Origin of the sequence: Allostreptomyces psammosilenae (assembly GCF_013407765.1) — a bacterium.
Taxonomy (GTDB): Bacteria; Actinomycetota; Actinomycetes; order Streptomycetales; family Streptomycetaceae; genus Allostreptomyces; species Allostreptomyces psammosilenae.
In genome coordinates, this window is record NZ_JACBZD010000001.1 from 2,634,940 (window position 1) to 2,653,433 (window position 18,494).

The 18,494-nt window shown below is 72.3% G+C and carries 14 protein-coding genes and 4 tRNA genes; 10 read left to right on the plus strand and 8 right to left on the minus strand.

The window, feature by feature from the left end:
* Window positions 1–335 precede the first annotated feature (335 nt).
* Window positions 336–542 (minus strand): developmental transcriptional regulator BldC, encoded by a 207-nt coding sequence (gene bldC, locus FHU37_RS10670; RefSeq protein WP_179813968.1) that lies wholly within the window; start codon window positions 540–542, stop codon window positions 336–338.
* Between the two features lie 1,071 nt (window positions 543–1,613).
* Window positions 1,614–2,564 (minus strand): DUF8083 family protein, encoded by a 951-nt coding sequence (locus FHU37_RS10675; protein ID WP_179813969.1) that lies wholly within the window; start codon window positions 2,562–2,564, stop codon window positions 1,614–1,616.
* Window positions 2,565–2,812: 248 nt separating this feature from the next.
* Here FHU37_RS10675 and FHU37_RS10680 point away from each other — a divergent pair, with 248 nt between their 5' ends.
* On the plus strand, window positions 2,813–3,907 hold the full coding sequence (locus FHU37_RS10680) for a Glu/Leu/Phe/Val family dehydrogenase (RefSeq protein WP_312892540.1): 1,095 nt from the start codon (window positions 2,813–2,815) through the stop codon (window positions 3,905–3,907).
* A 532-nt stretch (window positions 3,908–4,439) separates the two neighbouring features.
* A complete protein-coding gene (locus tag FHU37_RS10685) occupies window positions 4,440–4,697 on the plus strand; it encodes a DUF3073 domain-containing protein (RefSeq protein WP_179813970.1) in 258 nt (85 codons plus the stop codon).
* A gap of 375 nt (window positions 4,698–5,072) precedes the next feature.
* Here the strand turns inward: FHU37_RS10685 and purM are convergent, their stop codons facing one another.
* From purM to purS, 6 genes are all read right to left on the minus strand, one after another.
* On the minus strand, window positions 5,073–6,194 hold the full coding sequence (gene purM, locus FHU37_RS10690) for a phosphoribosylformylglycinamidine cyclo-ligase (protein WP_312892541.1): 1,122 nt from the start codon (window positions 6,192–6,194) through the stop codon (window positions 5,073–5,075).
* A 318-nt stretch (window positions 6,195–6,512) separates the two neighbouring features.
* Window positions 6,513–7,982 carry an amidophosphoribosyltransferase gene (gene purF / locus FHU37_RS10695; protein ID WP_179813972.1) on the minus strand — a complete coding sequence of 490 codons (1,470 nt, stop codon included), beginning with the start codon at window positions 7,980–7,982 and terminating at the stop codon, window positions 6,513–6,515.
* Window positions 7,983–8,389: 407 nt separating this feature from the next.
* On the minus strand, window positions 8,390–9,325 hold the full coding sequence (locus FHU37_RS10700; RefSeq protein WP_179813973.1) for a sterol carrier family protein: 936 nt from the start codon (window positions 9,323–9,325) through the stop codon (window positions 8,390–8,392).
* 677 nt (window positions 9,326–10,002) lie between these two features.
* Window positions 10,003–12,276 carry a phosphoribosylformylglycinamidine synthase subunit PurL gene (gene purL, locus FHU37_RS10705; RefSeq protein ID WP_179813974.1) on the minus strand — a complete coding sequence of 758 codons (2,274 nt, stop codon included), beginning with the start codon at window positions 12,274–12,276 and terminating at the stop codon, window positions 10,003–10,005.
* The gene (gene purQ / locus FHU37_RS10710) at window positions 12,276–12,953 is read right to left on the minus strand and encodes a phosphoribosylformylglycinamidine synthase subunit PurQ (protein WP_179813975.1); all 678 of its coding nucleotides are present in this window, start codon (window positions 12,951–12,953) and stop codon (window positions 12,276–12,278) included. Before purQ ends, purL begins: the two co-directional genes overlap by 1 nt.
* Entirely contained in the window at window positions 12,950–13,207 is a 258-nt protein-coding gene (gene purS, locus FHU37_RS10715; RefSeq protein ID WP_179813976.1) for a phosphoribosylformylglycinamidine synthase subunit PurS, read from the minus strand. The genes purQ and purS overlap by 4 nt, the downstream gene beginning before the upstream one ends.
* 422 nt (window positions 13,208–13,629) lie before the next feature.
* Between purS and FHU37_RS10720 the strand changes: the two genes are divergently transcribed.
* The 8 genes from FHU37_RS10720 to FHU37_RS10755 all read left to right on the plus strand — a co-directional run bounded on the left by FHU37_RS10720 (window position 13,630) and on the right by FHU37_RS10755 (window position 18,434).
* The gene (locus FHU37_RS10720; protein ID WP_179813977.1) at window positions 13,630–13,950 is read left to right on the plus strand and encodes a histone-like nucleoid-structuring protein Lsr2; all 321 of its coding nucleotides are present in this window, start codon (window positions 13,630–13,632) and stop codon (window positions 13,948–13,950) included.
* 148 nt (window positions 13,951–14,098) lie between these two features.
* Window positions 14,099–14,170 (plus strand) — tRNA-Gly (locus tag FHU37_RS10725).
* A 43-nt stretch (window positions 14,171–14,213) separates the two neighbouring features.
* A tRNA-Gly gene (locus FHU37_RS10730) sits at window positions 14,214–14,288 on the plus strand.
* Window positions 14,289–14,419: 131 nt separating this feature from the next.
* Window positions 14,420–14,495 (plus strand) — tRNA-Gly (locus tag FHU37_RS10735).
* Between the two features lie 96 nt (window positions 14,496–14,591).
* Window positions 14,592–14,667 (plus strand) — tRNA-Gly (locus FHU37_RS10740).
* Window positions 14,668–15,158: 491 nt separating this feature from the next.
* Complete coding sequence (locus FHU37_RS10745) at window positions 15,159–16,454, plus strand: extracellular solute-binding protein (RefSeq protein ID WP_179813978.1); 1,296 nt, start codon at window positions 15,159–15,161, stop codon at window positions 16,452–16,454.
* A gap of 22 nt (window positions 16,455–16,476) precedes the next feature.
* Complete coding sequence (locus FHU37_RS10750) at window positions 16,477–17,529, plus strand: carbohydrate ABC transporter permease (RefSeq protein WP_179813979.1); 1,053 nt, start codon at window positions 16,477–16,479, stop codon at window positions 17,527–17,529.
* 2 nt (window positions 17,530–17,531) lie between these two features.
* Complete coding sequence (locus tag FHU37_RS10755) at window positions 17,532–18,434, plus strand: sugar ABC transporter permease (RefSeq protein ID WP_179816176.1); 903 nt, start codon at window positions 17,532–17,534, stop codon at window positions 18,432–18,434.
* The last annotated feature ends 60 nt before the right edge of the window (window positions 18,435–18,494 follow it).

Genomic DNA, 18,494 nt, shown 5'->3' on the forward strand with positions numbered 1-18,494 from the left:
CCCCCGGCGGCCGGCGCCGGGCCCGCGGGGTCGACCGCCCGGCCGGCCGAGTGTGGCCACGGCGGCGGCGGGCGGCGCGGGCGGAAACGCGTCAGGGCCGCCTCGAACCGTCGTACGGTTCGAGGCGGCCCTGACGACGCCTGCTGATCAGGCCGCCCGCGCGCTCACCCAGCTGACCCGGGAAGACTGGGTCCCGCTCCCGCCGGTGCCTGGCGGGGCGGGTCGAACGCCGCCGGAGTCCTGTCAGGCCGATCGGCCCGGCCTACCGCCGGCCGGCCCACCGACCTCGGTTCCCCCCGCTGACCTGCGGGTTCACCGCGGATGGGATGGCGGACTCACGCCTCGCTGCGCTGCTGCGGGATGCCCGCCAGCAGGGCGCGGACCTCGGTCTCGCGGTAGCGGCGGTGCCCGCCGAGCGTGCGGATCGACGTGAGCTTGCCCGCCTTGGCCCACCGCGTGACCGTCTTGGGGTCGACGCGGAACATCGTGGCGACCTCAGCCGGGGTCAGCAGCGGCTCGGCATCAGGGGTGCGAGCGGTCATGAGCGGCCTCCTCGGGAGAACCGAACCAACACGGTTCTTTCCTTCAAATTCTGCACCTTGACCCGCGATGCCCGAAATGGCGCACGCGAGCCGATTCGGTAATAGGACGAACGGCTTGTCCTCGGCACTACAACTACACCATCGATCGGTGGGTGTCGGCCAAACCGCCCGAAATGCCACGGAAGCGAACAACCATGGACCATTAGGGAGGAAAGCCGCGTAGCGGTCAGCCACAGGCTGATGACTCACCGTTACGACCGACCTACCCGCACCCACCACCCGTCCGGATCGGAGGTCCCGACTGGGGCGAACCGGACATACGGGCGGAAGCGCATCTAAAGCTACATATTGCCATATAGACGGTGGTACCCGGCAACTACCTCAAGAGCCTGGTTAAGCACCTATACCCGGATCGGGACCTTAGATCGGCCCCAACCGGGGGTCAAGGGCCCTTCCCCGGACAGACCGCCCGGACCCGACACCCCCTCCCACCTCGGCCGGCGCTCGCCGGGCGCGGCCCAGCAGGGCCGGACGACCGTTCCCGGGGCCGGAGTTGAGCGGGGGCCCAGGGGAGACGATGTGGCTCACATCACCCGCCGCACACCGTTCGAACGTGCACCAGGTGCGACCCGCCATGCACCCGCAGTGCCCGAACGCCCGAGTTTCGCCGAGGCCGTCAGGCCGGTCACACACTCCGGTCCGCTCCGGCGACATCCAACGGCCAGACGAACGAGCGATCCCCGACGACGGAACGGCGCGGTAATTTGACCGAAAGTGATCATAGAGTTGACCGGATTCCATCGCCTCGGCCCGCCGGCGCGCGCCGCCACCACCGGCGCCCCCCACCTCGCGATGATTACGCGGCGTATCCCAGGAGGTAACGCAAAGCGATATCGCGGATGCGGTCCGGACCAGGAAAAGAGGAGCGCGACCATCCGCTTGCTCCCCGGAAAGGACCCCAATAGCCGCCGCGGGCCGCTTACCCGGAGTTTCGAGCAGGAAAATCCCCGACTGTCAATGCACGGGAGATCTCATTCGAGTGAATACCTGGCCGAATGCGGCGCGGCCCGCTCAGTTGGCGTGCCGCAGCGCCTCCACGACCCGCCACCGGCGGGTGAGCCGGCGGTACGCCCGCCCCGCGCGCAGGCCATCACCGTCCGCCAGCGCCTCCATCCCCTCCACCACGTCGGCCACCGAGCGGTCCTCCACCAGGTGCGCCTCCGGCACGACGTGCACCAGGCCGCCGTAGTCCAGCTCCACCATGGACGTCGGGTGGAACTCCTCCAGCCAGCGGGCCACCGACTCGATCCCGCTGACCAGCGGACCCTCCTCCATGGCGTCCCGGACCACCCGCAGCCGCCGGGCCACCCGCCGCCGCGCCCGCGACATCGACGTCCGGTAGCGCAGCACCGGCCCGGAACCCGCCGCCGCGTCGGCCGGCCGGAACTCGCGCTCGGAGTCCTCGAAGGGCACGAACCAGCGCACCGGCACGTGCCAGGTGCTGGTGCGGATCCACGGCCGCGCCTCGGGGTGCTCCGCCCGCCAGCGGTCCCACTCGGCCGCCGCCTCCTGGCGGACCGCTGGCGGGACGGCCGCGTCCAGCGCCGGCTGCGGAAGGGAACGCTCCAGTTCCTCCAGGCCCAGCTGGCAGCGCAGCCGGGTGGTCCAGGGGCAGATCAGCAGCGTGCCGGCGACGTCCGCCCACAGCGCCTGCTCGCTCTCCCGGCCGGGCACCGGCGCCGGCGGCACAGCCACCAGGGCGGCCAGCCGTTCCCGGGCCTCCTCCTGCCCGGGCTCACCCTCCGCGGAGCTGTCCGCCCGGACGCTGTGCGGATCGAACGGCTGCCGGGAGTCGAACGGGCCGTGCCCGGGCGCCGCGGCCCCCGGGGCCCCCCGGGCACCCGTCGGCTGCCGCTCGCTCACGTAGGCACGCCACCGCTCCCGCTCGGGCTCGGGGAAGGCCACGAGGGGCTCGTAGACGCGCAGGTACGCCGCATAGGGAACCACCACCGAAGTGCGCACGGGAGGAATCGTCGCACGCGCCCCCGTCGCACTGGTACCGCGCCCGGGTGGTGTGGGTACCACCCGGATGCGGGAACTCGGGCGCCCCGCAAGCCGCGTGGCGCGCCCGCCCCGTGCCGGCCGACCCGGTGCCACCCGTCCACGGGGAGCACCCCGGAGCCTTGCGGGAGACCCCCGACCCAGGCCCTACGCTGGCCCCGAACAACCCGCCCCACACCCGGCGGGTCCGGCGATCAGGAGTCACCACAGTGACCGACGTATCCGTACTCCCCTCGCTCATCGGGAAGGACGCCACCCACGAGCAGGTGGTGTTCTGCAACGACCCGCACAGTGGACTGCGCGCCGTGATCGCGATCCACTCCACCGCGCTGGGACCGGCCCTCGGCGGCACCCGCTTCCACCCCTACGCCACGGAGGAGGAGGCGGTCGCCGACGCGCTCGCCCTCGCCCGCGGCATGACCTACAAGAACGCCCTCGCCGGGCTCGACCACGGCGGCGGCAAGGCCGTGATCATCGGCGACCCGAGCCGGGACAAGACCGAGGCGCTGCTGCGCGCCTACGGGCGGTTCGTGCAGTCCCTCGGCGGCCGCTACATCACCGCCTGCGACGTCGGCACCTACGTCGAGGACATGGACGTGGTGGCCCGCGAGTGCGACCACGTCACCGGCCGCTCCCCGGCCCACGGCGGGGCCGGCGACTCCTCCATCCTCACCGCCTACGGCGTGCACCAGGGGATGCGGGCCGCGGCCCGGCACGCCTGGGGCGCCCCCTCGCTGGCCGGCCGGCGGGTCGGCGTGGCCGGCGTCGGCAAGGTGGGGCACCACCTGGTGGACCACCTGGTCGAGGAGGGCGCCCGGGTCGTGGTGTGCGACGTCAACGACGCGGCGGTCCGCCGGGTGGTCGAGCGCCACCCCGAGGTCGAGGTCGTGCCGGACGCGCCCACCCTGGTGCGCGCCGACCTGGACGTGTACGCGCCATGTGCGCTGGGCGGGGCGCTGGACGACCCCACCGTGGAGGCGCTGACCGCCCGCATCGTGTGCGGGGCGGCCAACAACCAACTGGCGCACCCGGGCGTCGAGCAGGCGCTGGCCGACCGCGGCGTGCTGTACGCGCCCGACTACGTGGTCAACTCCGGCGGTGTGATCCAGGTCGCCGACGAGATCGAGGGCTTCGTCTTCGAGCGGGCCCGGGCGCGGGCGGCCCGGATCCACGACACGGCGCTGCGCATCTTCGAGCTCGCCGACGCCGAGGGGGTCCCGCCGGCCGTCGCCGCGGACCGGATGGCGGAGCGGCGAATGGCCGAAATCGGTCGCTTGCGCGGAATCCACCTGCGCGGTCGGTAGCGCGGGGCAGCTCGCACCCGGCGAGCGGAATGGCCGGACCCGGCCATGATTCGGGCACGGGGCCGCGGCGGGCGGCCGGGCCCGTCGACCTCGGTCGACGCCCCCGCCGGCCCCCGCCCGGCGCCCCGCTCGGCCCCGTCGGACGTCCGCCGGACGCCGTCCGGATGCCCTCCGGACGCTCGGCGGGGCCTGCCCGGGGGTTGCCGGCGGGTTGCCGGGGGGTGGCGCGAGCGTGGCGTCCGGCACAGCGCGTGATCCGTCCCACGTCGCCGTGCCTGCGGTCAGCTGTCCGAAAAGGTAGGGTTTAAGGGAGAAGAACGCGGTCCCTGGGCGTGGTTGACCAGCATGGTTCGCCCGACCGGGGGCGTCGTGGTGTGCCGTCGTCGCCCGGGCGACGTACCGTAGGGCGACGGAAGCAGGTACCGTTGTTCATCTAACGGGCTGGCCCGCTCCTACCAGAGGGCTGGCCTACCACCCGAAACTCGTGACAAGACTCGGGGCCGCTGGGCCCCGCCGTTGAGGGGGTCGAGCCATGGGGCGCGGCCGGGCCAAGGCCAAGCAGACGAAGGTCGCCCGCCAGCTGAAGTACAACAGCGGCGGGACGGACCTCGACCGCCTGGCCGATGAGCTGGGCGTTTCGTCGTCGCACAAGTCGCAGGACGTCGATCCGTTCGACGACGAGCGAATGGACGACCCGTACGCCAAGTACGCGCGGATGTACGACGACGACTCCGCCGACGAAGAGGACGGCAGCGAGAGTTCAGGCCCGTCGTCACGCCGCCGGGCCTGAGCCCGGTCGTGACCGGCGCGTGGAGTCCGCGCGCCGGGGAGTGATCCGCGGGAGTGCACCGTCCGGCGCGGCGGGCTCGGCTCGTGGACGCCGTGGGCGCCATCTCGCAGCTGCCGCCTCGCACCTGTCCCCGCGAGCCGGGGGTGGCCACCGCCGCCCCCGGCTTCGGCGTGTCCGCACGGCCGCCCGGGCCGGTGGTTGCGCCGCGGAACACCGGCCCCGCGGCCAACCGTTCGACGGCCACCCGTTTCCCGGCCACCCGTTTCGCGGCCAGCCGTTTGGCAGCCGGCCATTTCGCGGCCAGCCGTTCGGTCGCCGCCGGTCCGGCGGCCGGCCGGCTCACCCATCGGCTCACCGGCCGGTCCATCCGACGGCTCAGGCGCCGTAGGAGCCGAACAGGCCGGCACCGGCGTCCCGCGGAGCGCCCTGCTCCGCCGCCGCCTCGCGGCTGATCACCTCGCCCAGCTCCCAGGCCGGCACCGAGCGGTCCTCCAGCACGTCCAGCACCACGTCCACCGAGTGCTCCGGGACCACCGCCACCATGCCGACGCCCATGTTCAGCGTGCGCTCGATCTCGGTCAGCTCCATCCGGCCGACCTCGCCCACGGTGCGGAAGACCGGCGCCGGGCTCCAGGTGGAGCGGTCCAGCCGGGCGTAGAGGTGGTCCGGGATCACCCGCGCCAGGTTGGCGGCCAGGCCGCCACCGGTGACGTGCGAGAACGCGTGCACCTCGGCGGTCCGGGCCAGGGTCAGGCAGTCCAGCGAGTAGATCCGGGTCGGCTCCAGCAGCTCCTCGCCGAGCGTGCGCCCGAACTCCGCGACCTCCCGGTCCAGCGCCCAGCCGGCGCGCTCCAGCAGCACGTGCCGCACCAGCGAGTAGCCGTTGGAGTGCAGACCGGAGGAGGCCATGGCGATGATCACGTCACCCTCCCGGACCCGGTCGGCGCCCAGCAGCGCGTCCGCCTCGACCACGCCGGTGCCGGCGCCGGCCACGTCGTACTCGTCGGGGCGCATCAGCCCGGGGTGCTCCGCCGTCTCCCCGCCGACCAGCGCGCAGCCGGCCAGCACACAGCCCTCCGCGATGCCCTTGACGATCGCCGCGATCCGCTCCGGCACGACCTTGCCGGTGGCGATGTAGTCGGTCATGAACAGCGGCTCCGCGCCGCAGACCACCAGGTCGTCGACGACCATGCCGACCAGGTCGTGGCCGATGGTGTCGTGCCGGTCCAGCGCCTGGGCGATGGCGACCTTGGTACCGACGCCGTCGGTGGCGCTGGCCAGCAGCGGGCGCTGGTAGCGGGCCAGCTTCGAGGCGTCGAAGAGCCCGGCGAAGCCGCCGATGCCACCGACCACCTCGGGCCGGGTGGCCTTGCGCACCCACTCCTTCATCAGGTCGACGGCCCGGTCTCCGGCCTCGATGTCGACGCCCGCGGCGGCGTACGTCGCGGCCGGGGCGGCGGCGCCGGGCGGAGTGTTCGGCGTGGTCTGGTCGGTCACGGGGAGCGGCCCTCTCGGTGGGAAGGGGACGGGAACTGCGCGGAGCCCGCCCGGGGACGGGACAGCCATGGACGGGGCACCTCGGGTGGGCCCGGGGGCCTCAGTGACCCCGGCGACCCCAACAGCCTCAGCGGCCTCGGGGGACGAGCCGGCGGGGCGGTGATCGGCCGCGCCACGCCCGGTGGGCCCAGCCGGCCGGAACCGGCGGCCCACCCGGCCGGGGCGACCGCCCGGGCCGCGGGCACCGTCCCACCACGGGGGACGGAACCCGGCGCGTCGCTGCCACACACGGCGAACCCGGCCTCACCCACCGCCCGCTCAGACGCGGGCGGCCGGCTTCTCCAGAAGGTGCTTGCCGAGCAGCTGCGGATCCGGCAGCTCCATCGGGTACTCCCCGTCGAAGCACGCCCGGCACAGCCGGTCCTTGGGGAGGGTGGTGGCCTCCACCATGGCGTCCAGCGAGATGTAGGCCAGCGAGTCGGCGCCCAGCGAGGTGGTGATCTCCTCGACGGACAGCCCGTTGGCGATCAGCTCGGCCCGGCTGGCGAAGTCGATGCCGAAGAAGCACGGCCACTTGATCGGCGGGGAGGAGATCCGGATGTGGATCTCCGCCGCCCCGGCCTCGCGCAGCATCCGCACCAGCGCCCGCTGGGTGTTGCCCCGCACGATCGAGTCGTCCACGACCACCAGGCGCTTGCCGCGGATCACCTCGCGCAGCGGGTTCAGCTTCAGCCGGATGCCCAGCTGGCGGATGGTCTGGCTGGGCTGGATGAAGGTGCGCCCCACATAGGCGTTCTTCACCAGGCCGGAACCGAACGGGATGCCGCTCTCCTCCGCGTACCCGATCGCTGCCGGCGTGCCGGACTCCGGGGTCGCGATCACCAGGTCGGCCTCGACCGGGGCCTCGCGGGCCAGCCGCCGGCCCATCTCCACCCGGGACAGGTGCACGCTGCGACCGGCGATCTCGGTGTCCGGGCGGGCCAGGTAGACGTACTCGAAGACGCAGCCGCGGGGGCGGGCCTCGGCGAACCGGGTCGAGCGCAGCCCGTCCTCGTCGATGGCGATCAGCTCGCCCGGCTCGACGTCCCGCACGTAGGCGGCGCCGACGATGTCCAGCGCGCAGCTCTCGCTCGCCACCACCCAGCCGCGGTCCAACCGACCCAGCACCAGCGGGCGGACGCCCTGCGGGTCGCGCGCGGCGTACAGGGTGTGCTCGTCCATGAAGACGAAGCAGAAGGCGCCCTTGACCTTCGGGAGCACCTCGACGGCGGTCTCCTCGACGCTGCGCCCCGCGCCGCCCGCGAGCAGCGCGGTGACCAGGTTGGTGTCGTTGGTGGAGACGGGCTGGCCGCCGCCCTCGTCGACCTCCAGCTCGGCGACCATCTCGGCGAGTTCGGCCGTGTTGACCAGGTTGCCGTTGTGACCGAGCGCGATCGAGCCGGTGGCCGTCGCGCGGAACGTCGGCTGGGCGTTCTCCCAGGTGGACGCACCGGTGGTGCTGTAGCGGGCGTGGCCCACCGCGATGTGGCCCTTGAGGGACTCGATGGCGGTCTCGTCGAAGACCTGCGAGACCAGGCCCATGTCCCGGAAGACGAGGATCTGCGAGCCGTTGCTCACCGCGATGCCGGCGGACTCCTGTCCGCGGTGCTGGAGTGCATAAAGCCCGAAATAGGTGAGTTTTGCGACCTCCTCGCCGGGGGCCCAGACACCGAAGACGCCGCAAGCGTCCTGGGGGCCCTTCTCGCCGGGGAGCAGGTCGTGGCTGAGTCGTCCGTCACCACGTGGCACGCTTCGAGTCTAGGGCAGTCCCACCCGTGCCTCGAACGGGGGCGCGGAGCGGCGTTGATCACAGTCCGTGGCCACGGAGTGTGAGAGCGCCCGGCGAGCCCGGCGTTTCCGCAGGTGGGACGCCCCACCCCGGATGGCCGGAAACGGTCGCCGCAGGGCGCCCGGGCGGGCTCGGGAACCTGGCGACCATGGCGGTGCGCAGCCGTCGGGTCACCCTTCGGACATGGATCCGAGAGGCATTCGGTGCCGCCCGGAGGCGGATGCGGCCCCCGCCGGCCCCAGACGCCCCACCACACCCCCGGCTTTTCGCCTGTCATAGCCGCCACGCACGGCCCCGGCGGCACGGCTCGGCATGACTACGTGCGGTGATCAGTCGGGGTGGTGGTCACGCCGTCGGGGGGAGCTGGTCAGCCCATCAGCGGGAGGTGGGGGGCGAGGTCGCTGCGTTCCCCGGAGGCGGTGACGGCCGCGGCCCCGACCGCCTCCACCCAGCGCGTCCGGCCGGTGGCCAGCCGGAGCCAGGTGAGCGGATCCGTCTCCACGACGTTCGGCGGGGTGCCCCGGGTGTGCCGCGGCCCCTCCACGCACTGCACCACGGCGAACGGCGGCACCCTGACCTCCACCGCCCCGCCGGGGGCGGAGGCGGCCAGCGCGTCGGCGAACAGCCGGACCACCGTGGCGAGGGCCTGCCGGTCGTGCGGGAACTCGGCCGGGAGGGCGGCCGGGAGGGCGGCCACCGCCTGGGGCGGCGGTGCACCGTGCGGGGCTTCCCGGCCTTCCCCTTCCGATTGCCTCTCCGAGTGGGCTGCGAGCGCGCGCTGCAGGTCGTCGCCGTGCACGACGAGCTCCACGATCCGGGTGACCACGCGGTCGCCCAGGGACATCGGCGCGTAGCGGGTCGGCACGGGGCGCTCCGCCGGCTCGGCGGCCACCGCCTCGGCGAGCCGCTGGCGGGCCGCCCGGAAGCGCTCGACCAGCGCGCCCGGAGGCGTCGCGGCGGCGGTCTCGGCGTCAGCGCGGGCCAGCTCGTCGACGGTGGCCGCGGCGCCGGCCGTCGCCCCGATCCAGCCCAGCAGGTCCATCTCGGCCCGCTCGGGCCGGGGTTCGGCGAGGCGCGCCGGCACCTCCTCCATGCCCATCACCACGTGGGCCAGCAGGTCCCGGATGCGCCAGCCGGTCAGCCCGCTCGGCGCGTCGAGCAGTTCCGCGGCCCGGTGGTGGTCGGCCAGCCGGCGGACCACCTCCACCCAGGCGTCCGCCTCGGCGAGCAGGGCTCGGGCGGACCGGGCGGGATCGAACCGGCGCAGTCGAGGACGGGAGGGGCGCGGTGGTCGACTCGGCATGGTGGACAGCCTAGGACGGCCCTCGGACCGCCGGGACAGAGCAGCGGGCCGGAGCAGCGGGCTAGAGCAGCGGGCCGGAGCAGCGGGTCGACGGGGCTACCCGAGGGCGGATACTCGGCGCAAGAGGGGTTCCCCGACCTGTGGATATCCACAACCCCCCTGGTCAACAGGGGTAACCGATGCCAGAGGCGCGGCGCAAGAGGGGTTCCCCGACCTGTGGACAACCACGAACCCCCCTGGTCAACAGGGGTAACCGATGCCAGAGGCGCGGCGCAAGAGGGGTTCCCCGACCTGTGGACAACCACGAACCCCCCTGGTCAACAGGGGTAACCGATGCCAGAGGCGCGGCGCAAGAGGGCCGCTTCGGATTGTGGACAGGGGCTGCGGCGGAGGGGTTACGGCGGACGAGGCCATGGCGGACAGGCTTCAACGGAGAGGCTGCTGGGGCCGGCTCCGCAGGGACGGGATACCGGCGCCCGCCGTGCGGACACGACGGCCCGGGCCCTCACCGATCGGTGAGGGCCCGGGCCGTCGTCCGTTGGCCGCTTAGTCGCCCGTTGGCGGTGGGGTCGCCCGTTGGCCGCGGGGTCGCCCGTTGGCCGCGGGGTCGGCCGCGAGGCTGGCGGCCGTCCGCCGTCCGCCGTCGCCCCCGCGGGCCGGCCCGCGGGGGCGTTCGCTCAGGCGAGCAGCTTCGGCAGGGTGGCCTCGGAGGTCGCGCGCAGCTCCTCCAGGGAGACCGAGAACTGCCCCTGCACCTCCAGGGCGTCGCCGTCGACCACGCCGATGCGGGTGGCGGCCAGGCCCCGGGCGCGGCACATGTCCGTGAAGCGCAGCTCCTCGCTGCGCGGCACGGCCACCACCGCGCGGCCGGCGGACTCGCTGAAGAGGGTGACGAACGGGTCGGCGCCCTCCGGCAGCACCACTCGGGCGCCGCGGCCACCGCGCAGGCAGCTCTCCACCAGGGCCTGCGCCAGGCCGCCGTCGGAGAGGTCGTGCGCGGCGTCCAGCATGCCGTCGCGCGAGCCGGCGATCAGCACCTCGGCCAGCAGCCGCTCCGCCTCCAGGTCCACCCGCGGCGGCAGGCCGCCCAGGTGGTCGTGGACGACCTGCGCCCAGGCCGAGCCGCCGAGCTCGTCGCGGGTCTCGCCGAGCAGGTAGAGCAGCTGGCCGTCCTCGGTGAAGCCGATCGGGGTGCGGCGCTCCACGTCGTCGATCACGCCGAGCACGCCCACCACGGGAGTGGGGTGGATCGCCGTCTCGCCGGTCTGGTTGTAGAAGGAGACGTTGCCGCCGGTGACCGGCGTGCCCAGGGTCTGGCAGGCGTCGGCGAGGCCGCGGCAGGCCTCGGCGAACTGCCACATCACCGCCGGGTCCTCCGGCGAGCCGAAGTTCAGGCAGTCGGTGACGGCCAGCGGACGGGCACCGGTGGCGGCCACGTTGCGGTAGGCCTCGGCCAGCGCCAGCTGGGCGCCGGTGTACGGGTCCAGCTTGGCGTAGCGGCCGTTGCCGTCGGTGGCCAGCGCCACGCCCAGGCCGGTGGTCTCGTCGATCCGCACCATGCCGGAGTCCTCGGGCTGGGCGAGGACCGTGTTGCCGAGCACGTAGCGGTCGTACTGCGCGGTGATCCAGCTCTTGTCGGCCTGGTTCGGGGAGGCGACGACCTTCAGCAGGGTCTCGCGCAGTTCCTCGCCGGTGGCCGGGCGGGCCAGCCGTTCGGCGGTGGGGGCGTCGGCCTGCAGGGCGTCCTGCCAGTCCGGGCGGGCCAGCGGGCGCTGGTAGACGGGGCCCTCGTGGGCGACGGTGCGCGGGGGCACGTCCACGACCTGCTCGCCGTGCCAGAAGATCTCCAGCCGGTCGCCGTCGGTGACCTCACCGATCACGGTGGCGATGACGTCCCACTTCTCGCAGATCTCCATGAAGCGGTCGACCTTGCCCGGCTCGACCACCGCGCACATCCGCTCCTGCGACTCGCTCATCAGGATCTCCTCGGGGGAGAGCGTGGAGTCGCGCAGCGGCACGGTGTCCAGCTCCACCCGCATGCCGCCGGAGCCGGCCGAGGCCAGCTCGGAGGTGGCGCAGGACAGGCCGGCGCCGCCGAGGTCCTGGATGCCGACGACCAGCTTCTCGGCGAACAGCTCCAGGGTGCACTCGATGAGCAGCTTCTCCTGGAACGGGTCGCCGACCTGCACCGCCGGGCGCTTGGCCGGGCCGGTGGAGTCGAAGGTCTCCGAGGCGAGCACGGAGACGCCGCCGATGCCGTCGCCGCCGGTGCGGGCGCCGTAGAGGATGACCTTGTTGCCGGCGCCGGAGGCCTTGGCCAGGTGGATGTCCTCGTGCCGCATCACGCCCACGCAGAGCGCGTTGACCAGCGGGTTGCCCTGGTAGCAGGGGTCGAAGACGACCTCGCCGCCGATGTTGGGCAGGCCCAGGCAGTTGCCGTAGCCGCCGATGCCGGCGACGACGCCGGGCAGCACCCGGCGGGTGTCCGGGTGGTCGGCGGCGCCGAACCGCAGCGGGTCCATCACGGCGACCGGGCGGGCGCCCATGGCGAGGATGTCCCGGACGATGCCGCCGACGCCGGTGGCCGCGCCCTGGTAGGGCTCGATGTAGGACGGGTGGTTGTGCGACTCGACCTTGAAGGTCACGGCGTAGCCCTGGCCGACGTCGACGACGCCGGCGTTCTCGCCGATGCCGACGAGCATCGCCTCGCTCGCCGGGGCCTTCTCACCGAACTGCCGCAGGTGCACCTTGCTCGACTTGTAGGAGCAGTGCTCGGACCACATCACCGAGTACATCGCGAGCTCGGAGGCGGTGGGGCGGCGGCCGAGGATGTCGCGGATGCGCTGGTACTCGTCCGGCTTCAGGCCCAGCTCGGCCCAGGGCTGCTCGACCTCGGGGGTCCGCGCGGCGCGGCTGACGGTGTCGAGGTGGGTGTCGACCGTGTCGGACATCAGGCGTTGACCAGCCTCTTCAGGATCGAGGTGAAGAACCCGAGGCCGTCGGTGGTGGGACCGGTGAGGGTCTCCACGGCGTGCTCGGGGTGTGGCATCAGGCCCACCACGTTGCCGGCCTCGTTGGTGATGCCGGCGATGTCGCGGCGCGAGCCGTTGGGGTTGCCGCCGAGGTAGCGGAAGACCACGCGGCCGGTGGCCTCCAGCTCGTCGAGCGTGCGCTCGTCGGCGACGTAGCCGCCCTCGCCGTTCTTCAGCGGAACGGTGATCTCCTGGCCGGTGGTGTAGTCGCCGGTCCAGGCGGTGTCGGTGTTCTCCACCCGCAGCCGCTGGTCGCGGCAGATGAAGTGCAGGTGGTCGTTGCGGGTGAGCGCGCCGGGCAGCAGGTGCGACTCGCACAGCACCTGGAAGCCGTTGCAGATGCCGAGCACCGGCATGCCGGCCCTGGCCTGCTCGATCACCGAGTCCATCACCGGGGAGAACCGGGCGATGGCGCCACAGCGCAGGTAGTCGCCGTAGGAGAAGCCTCCCGGCAGCACGATGGCGTCGACCTGCTTGAGGTCGCGGTCGCGGTGCCACAGGGCGACCGGTTCACCGCCGGCCAGGCGCACCGCGCGCTGGGCGTCCCGGTCGTCCAGCGAGCCGGGGAAGGTCACGACTCCGACGCGGGTGGTCACGAGGACTCCTCCACGCGGACGGTGAAGTCCTCGATGACGGTGTTGGCGAGGAAGGTCTCGGCGGCCTCGCGGATCCGCGCGACGGCGGCCTCGTCGGCCGGCCCGTCGAGTTCGATCTCGAAGCGCTTTCCCTGGCGGACGTCCGCGATTCCCTCGAAGCCGAGGCGGGGCAGTGCGCGCTGCACCGCCTGCCCCTGCGGGTCGAGGATCTCCGGCTTGAGCATGACGTCGACAACGACGCGTGCCACAGGCACTCCCGATGGTGTCTTATGTCTGGAAGGCGGGAGTTTCAGCGTACAGTCCGCTCGCCGCGTACTGTTCCGCGCGGGGTTCACGGAGCGTTCCCGACGGGAGTTCCCGGCGGCGTTCCCGAGCGGTTGACGCGCGTTGATCCGGCTGCCGGAAGTGCAGGTCAGCGGCTGGACAAAAGACGCGAAAAGGGCGCTTGACCGACCCCGGGGGATTTTCCGGAAGAGCGCTTCTTTTCCGCTTGCGGGAACACCACGCGACGCCCGGAGACGGCACAATGTGAATGCCGGAACGCCTTCTCGCCCCACGCGGGCCCCGCCAGCGCAGGGCGCCGTCGGCGACTCCGGTGGCGGTCGATTCCGCGTCGACCGCGGCGGTACACCAGCGCAACCAGCGCACGCTTCAGCGCCCGGAAGGACGGCCAGCCATGGCTCAGCGCGTAGTGGTCAACCTGTACGACGACATCGACGGCAGCGCCGGCGAGGAGACGGTGGTCTTCGGCCTCGACGGCCAGCGCTACGAGATCGACCTGTCCGCCGCCAACGCCGAGCAGCTGCGCTCCCTGCTGGCCCCGTACGTGCAGGCCGGCCGGCGCCGCACCCCGCAGGGCCGTCACTTCCGCCGCACCACGGTGGCGTCGGACCCGGCGACGGTGCGCGCCTGGGCGCGGGCGCGCGGCATCGAGGTGCCGACCCGCGGCCGCATCCCGAAGAGCGTCTACACGGCGTTCGCCGAGTCGACCGCCTGAGCCGCCCGCCGGGCCCCGGGCCGGTGGGGCCACACGCCCGCGCGGGCGTCGTCGGCAGGACCGGCCCGGACCCGAGCTGACGGATCGGGTGATGATCCGCTACAGTTCTGATCAACGCACCGCGGGGGTTCGAAACCCCGGTGGGCATGCGGGTGTAGCTCAGTAGCAGAGCGCCGCCTTTCCAAGGCGGAGGCGCAGTGTGCGATTCCTGTCACCCGCTCGATCGGATACGGCTCCGTTTTTCGGAAACCGCTATTCGACTCGCGGGTGTAGCTCAGTAGCAGAGCGCCGCCTTTCCAAGGCGGAGGCGCAGTGTGCGATTCCTGTCACCCGCTCCACCACGCTCTTCCCGGCCGGGCCCGTGTGAGGTCGACCACTCCGCCTCGCACGAGCACCCCGGCGGATCGGGTAGAGTGGTGGTCGCCATCGCGGTTCGGCCCTTCGGGTGTCGGACGGCGAACGGCATCATGCGGACGTGGCTCAGTTGGTAGAGCATCACCTTGCCAAGGTGAGGGTCGCGGGTTCGAGTCCCGTCGTCCGCTCCACTCCTCGGCGCGGCGGCCTACGGGTAGCCGCGGACGGGATCGATGCTCGCGCCGGGCATCGACGCGCCCCACGGGTGCGGTTCACGGCGACCACATGCGGACGTGGCTCAGTTGGTAGAGCATCACCTTGCCAAGGTGAGGGTCGCGGGTTCGAGTCCCGTCGTCCGCTCCATGTAGAAGGGCCTCCCGGTCTCCGGATCGGGAGGCCCTTCGGCTTTCCGGAGGCCCTTCGGCTGGTCGGCGTGCCCCCCGCTCCCCGCCCCCGATCGGCGCTCCCCGCGGCTCACTCGCGGCCGCCCCTGCCGCCCCTTTCGGCACGGCAGCAACCTTCCGCAGCGCTTGCACGATGCTTCCGGCATGCCTTCGCGACCAAATCGCGACCTTTCCGGCGCACACTGGCTGCGGCGCCACCGAAGTCGCCACGCGGGGCCTCAGCCACTGCGGATCGTCTCGCTCCGTGGTCTCCATAGCACACTGAGGCACCTCGCGAGGTGTCGACGCGCGGAGTCCCGTGCAACTTCTTGCAGAATTTTTCCGCAAGACTGTTTACGGGGCTGCAAAACGGTTGCTAGCTTCCTCGCCACAGCCCCTCGTCCGCAACGGCGCGGGGCATCCGGCGGGCCACTACGGGAGTGGCCTCGCGCGTGGACAAGGAGGGGCGACATGCGTCGCATCCATCTGCTCGGAGTCGTGGCTTGCCTGGCCCTGACCGCCACCGCGTGCGGTGGAGGCGACAGCGGTGACGGTGGGAACGGCGGCAACGGCGGCAACGCCTCCGCCGACCCGGCGTCGGTGAGCGGCACCGTCACCTACTGGGACACCTCCGACGCGACCAACGAGGCTCCGGTCTTCGAGGAGCTCATCGCGCAGTTCGAGGAGCAGTACCCGAACATCGACGTCGAGTACGTCAACGTGCCGTTCGACCAGGCCCAGAACAAGTTCAAGACGGCCGCGCAGAGCGGCGACGGCGCCCCGGACGTGATCCGCGCCGAGGTCGCCTGGACCCCCGAGTTCGCCTCCCTGGGCTACCTCGCCCCGCTCGACGGCACCCCCGCCATGTCGAACTACGAGGACTACCTCGCCGGCCCCGCCGCCACCGGCGTCTTCGACGGCGTGACCTACGGCGTCCCGCAGGTGACCGACACCCTCGCCCTGCTCTACAACCGCGAGATCTTCGAGCAGGCCGGCGTCGAGGTGCCGACCACCTGGGAGGAGATGGCGCAGATCGCCCCCACCATCAAGGACAAGACCGGGGCCGACGCCACCTACCTCAACCCCACCGGCTACTACTCGCTGCCGTTCATCTACGGCGAGGGCGGCGACCTGCTGGACGTCGAGGGCCAGAAGATCACGGTCAACTCCCCCGAGGCGGTCGCCGGCTGGGAGACCATGAAGTCGCTGATCGACGAGGGCGTCTCGGTCCGGCCCGACCTCGCCCAGGGCTACACCAACATGCAGGCCGCCTTCGGCGCCGGTGACGTGGCCATGGTCATCGAGGGTCCGTGGGGCGTCGGCCAGATCACCTCGGGCGAGGCCTTCGGCGGCTCCACCGAGAACCTCGGCATCGCCCCGATGCCCGGCGGCAGCGCCGGCGCCGGCACCCCCGTCGGCGGCCACAACTACGCCGCCTACGCCGGCTCGGACGCCCTCGACGCCTCCTACCTGTTCATCGAGTTCATGAACTCCGCGGAGAGCCAGACCACCCTCGCCACCGAGCTCGGCCTGCTGCCCACCCGCTCCAGCGTGTACGAGGCCGACGGCGTCGCGGAGAACCAGCTGATCGCCGACTTCAAGGCGGTCCTCGACGGCGCCGTGGCCCGCCCGTCCATCCCCGAGGCCGGCCTGCTGTTCACCCCCCTGGACGTCAACGTCCCCGAGATGATCGGTGGCGAGGACCCGCAGAAGTCCCTCGACGACGTCGCCGAGAACTACCGCGAGTTCCTCACCGACTGGTCCTGACGCGGCAACGGGATAACCCACCATGGCTGAGCATTCGCTGAAGCCGGCGACGCCGGCCCCCCACCGGGGGGCCGGCCCCGCCGCCACCGCTGTCCGATCCGGCGCCAAGGGCGCCGGCCCCGTCCCCGACGCCGCACGGCCCACCAACGGCCAGCGGCTCGCCCGGAGCATCCGCCGGCACCGCTACGCGTGGGCCATGGTGGCGCCGGTCGTCATCGTGATGGTCGGGATCATCGGCTACCCACTGGTCAACGGCCTGTGGCTGTCGCTGACCAACGCCAACGAGCGCAACGTCGCCAAGACCATCGGCGTCAACGAGATCCCCGCGACCTACGAGCTGATCGGCTTCGAGAACTTCTCCGACGTCCTCACCAGCGGGGTCTTCTGGGACAAGCTGCTGTGGACGCTGGTGTGGACGATCGGCTGCGTCGGCGCCCACTACCTGATCGGCCTGGCGCTCGCGGTCCTGCTCAACCGGCGGATCCGCGGCCGCGGCATCTACCGGGTGCTGCTCATCATGCCGTGGGCCGTCCCGCCCTTCGTCTCCGCCTTCGCCTGGCGCTTCCTCTACAACGGCGACGGCGGGCTCTTCAACGCCGTGCTCACCTCGGTGGGCCTGCCGGCGCTGGACTGGCTCAGCGAGCCCGGTCTGGCCCGGCTCTCCGTCATGCTCGTCAACATCTGGATCGGCATCCCGTTCATGATGGTGGCGATGCTCGGCGCCCTGCAGTCCATCCCCGGCGAGCTGTACGAGGCCGCCGAGATGGACGGCACCTCCCCGTGGCAGCGCTTCCGCCACGTCACCCTGCCCGGCGTGCGCACCGTCTCGATGACCGTGCTGCTGCTCGGCACCGTGTGGACCTTCAACCAGTTCCCGATCATCTTCCTGGTGTCCGGCGGCGGCCCCGGTGACTCCACCGAGATCCTCGTCACCTACGCCTACCGACTGGCCTTCGAGGGCATCCGCAACTACTCGGTGGCCTCCACCTGGGGCGCGCTGATCCTGCTGATCCTCACGGTCTACGCGGTGATCTACCGCCGCGTGCTCCGCAACAACGGAGAGGATGTGTGGTGACCATGTCCGCCACCGCCGCCCCCGCCACCCCGGCGACCGCCACCGCCACGCCGGCCCGGACCGCCAAGGCCCCGCGCGGCCGGGGCCAGCGCTCCCCGCTCGCCTCCTTCGGCATCCACGCCACGCTGGTCGTCACCGCGCTGATCGCCATCCTGCCGATCATCTGGGTGGCCCTGACCTCCTTCAAGCCCCGCGGCACCTGGAACAACGCCAACCCGATCCAGGACCCGACGCTCGGCAACTACCGGCAGGTGCTGTTCGAGACCGAGCTGCTCACCTGGTTCGGCAACTCGCTGCTGGTCGCCGCCGGAACCATGGTGCTCGGCGTGTTCCTGTCCGCCACGGCGGCCTACGCGCTCTCCCGGTTCCGCTTCCCCGGCCGCCGGCCCATGCTGTGGAGCTTCCTGCTCACCCAGATGTTCCCGGTCGCGATCCTGATCGTGCCGCTGTACAACCTGATGTCCACCTACGGCCTGCTGAACAACTTCGGCGGCCTGATCCTCGCCTACTGCACCACCGCGGTGCCCTTCTGCACCTGGATGCTCAAGGGCTACTTCGACTCGGTGCCGGTGGAGATCGACGAGGCCGGCCAGGTCGACGGGCTCACCCCGCTGGGCACCTTCTACCGGCTGGTGCTGCCGCTGGCCCGCCCGGGCCTGGCCGTCACCGCCTTCTACTCGTTCATCACCGCCTGGGGCGAGGTGGCCTACGCCTCCGTCTTCATGACCGGCAACGAGAGCTACACGCTGCCCGTCGGCCTGTCGACCTTCGTCGACCAGTACAAGACCGAGTGGGGCCTGATGACCTCGGCCAGCGTCCTGATCACCATCCCCGCCGCGATCATCTTCCTGATCGCCCAGCGCGGACTGGTGCAGGGCCTGACCGCCGGCGGCACCAAGGGATAGCCCCGGCCCGTCGTCGTCCGCACCGCGCAGCGTCCGTCCGCACAGCGCACCCCGCCGACC

Coding starts and splice junctions, on each gene's coding strand:
- FHU37_RS10755 (WP_179816176.1), top strand. CDS start 17,532: ATGTCCGCCACCGCCGCCCCCGCCACCCCGGCGACCGCCACCGCCACG.
- FHU37_RS10745 (WP_179813978.1), top strand. CDS start 15,159: ATGCGTCGCATCCATCTGCTCGGAGTCGTGGCTTGCCTGGCCCTGACC.
- FHU37_RS10700 (WP_179813973.1), bottom strand. CDS start 9,325: ATGCCGAGTCGACCACCGCGCCCCTCCCGTCCTCGACTGCGCCGGTTC.
- FHU37_RS10685 (WP_179813970.1), top strand. CDS start 4,440: ATGGGGCGCGGCCGGGCCAAGGCCAAGCAGACGAAGGTCGCCCGCCAG.
- FHU37_RS10720 (WP_179813977.1), top strand. CDS start 13,630: ATGGCTCAGCGCGTAGTGGTCAACCTGTACGACGACATCGACGGCAGC.
- purL (WP_179813974.1), bottom strand. CDS start 12,276: ATGTCCGACACGGTCGACACCCACCTCGACACCGTCAGCCGCGCCGCG.
- FHU37_RS10750 (WP_179813979.1), top strand. CDS start 16,477: ATGGCTGAGCATTCGCTGAAGCCGGCGACGCCGGCCCCCCACCGGGGG.
- bldC (WP_179813968.1), bottom strand. CDS start 542: ATGACCGCTCGCACCCCTGATGCCGAGCCGCTGCTGACCCCGGCTGAG.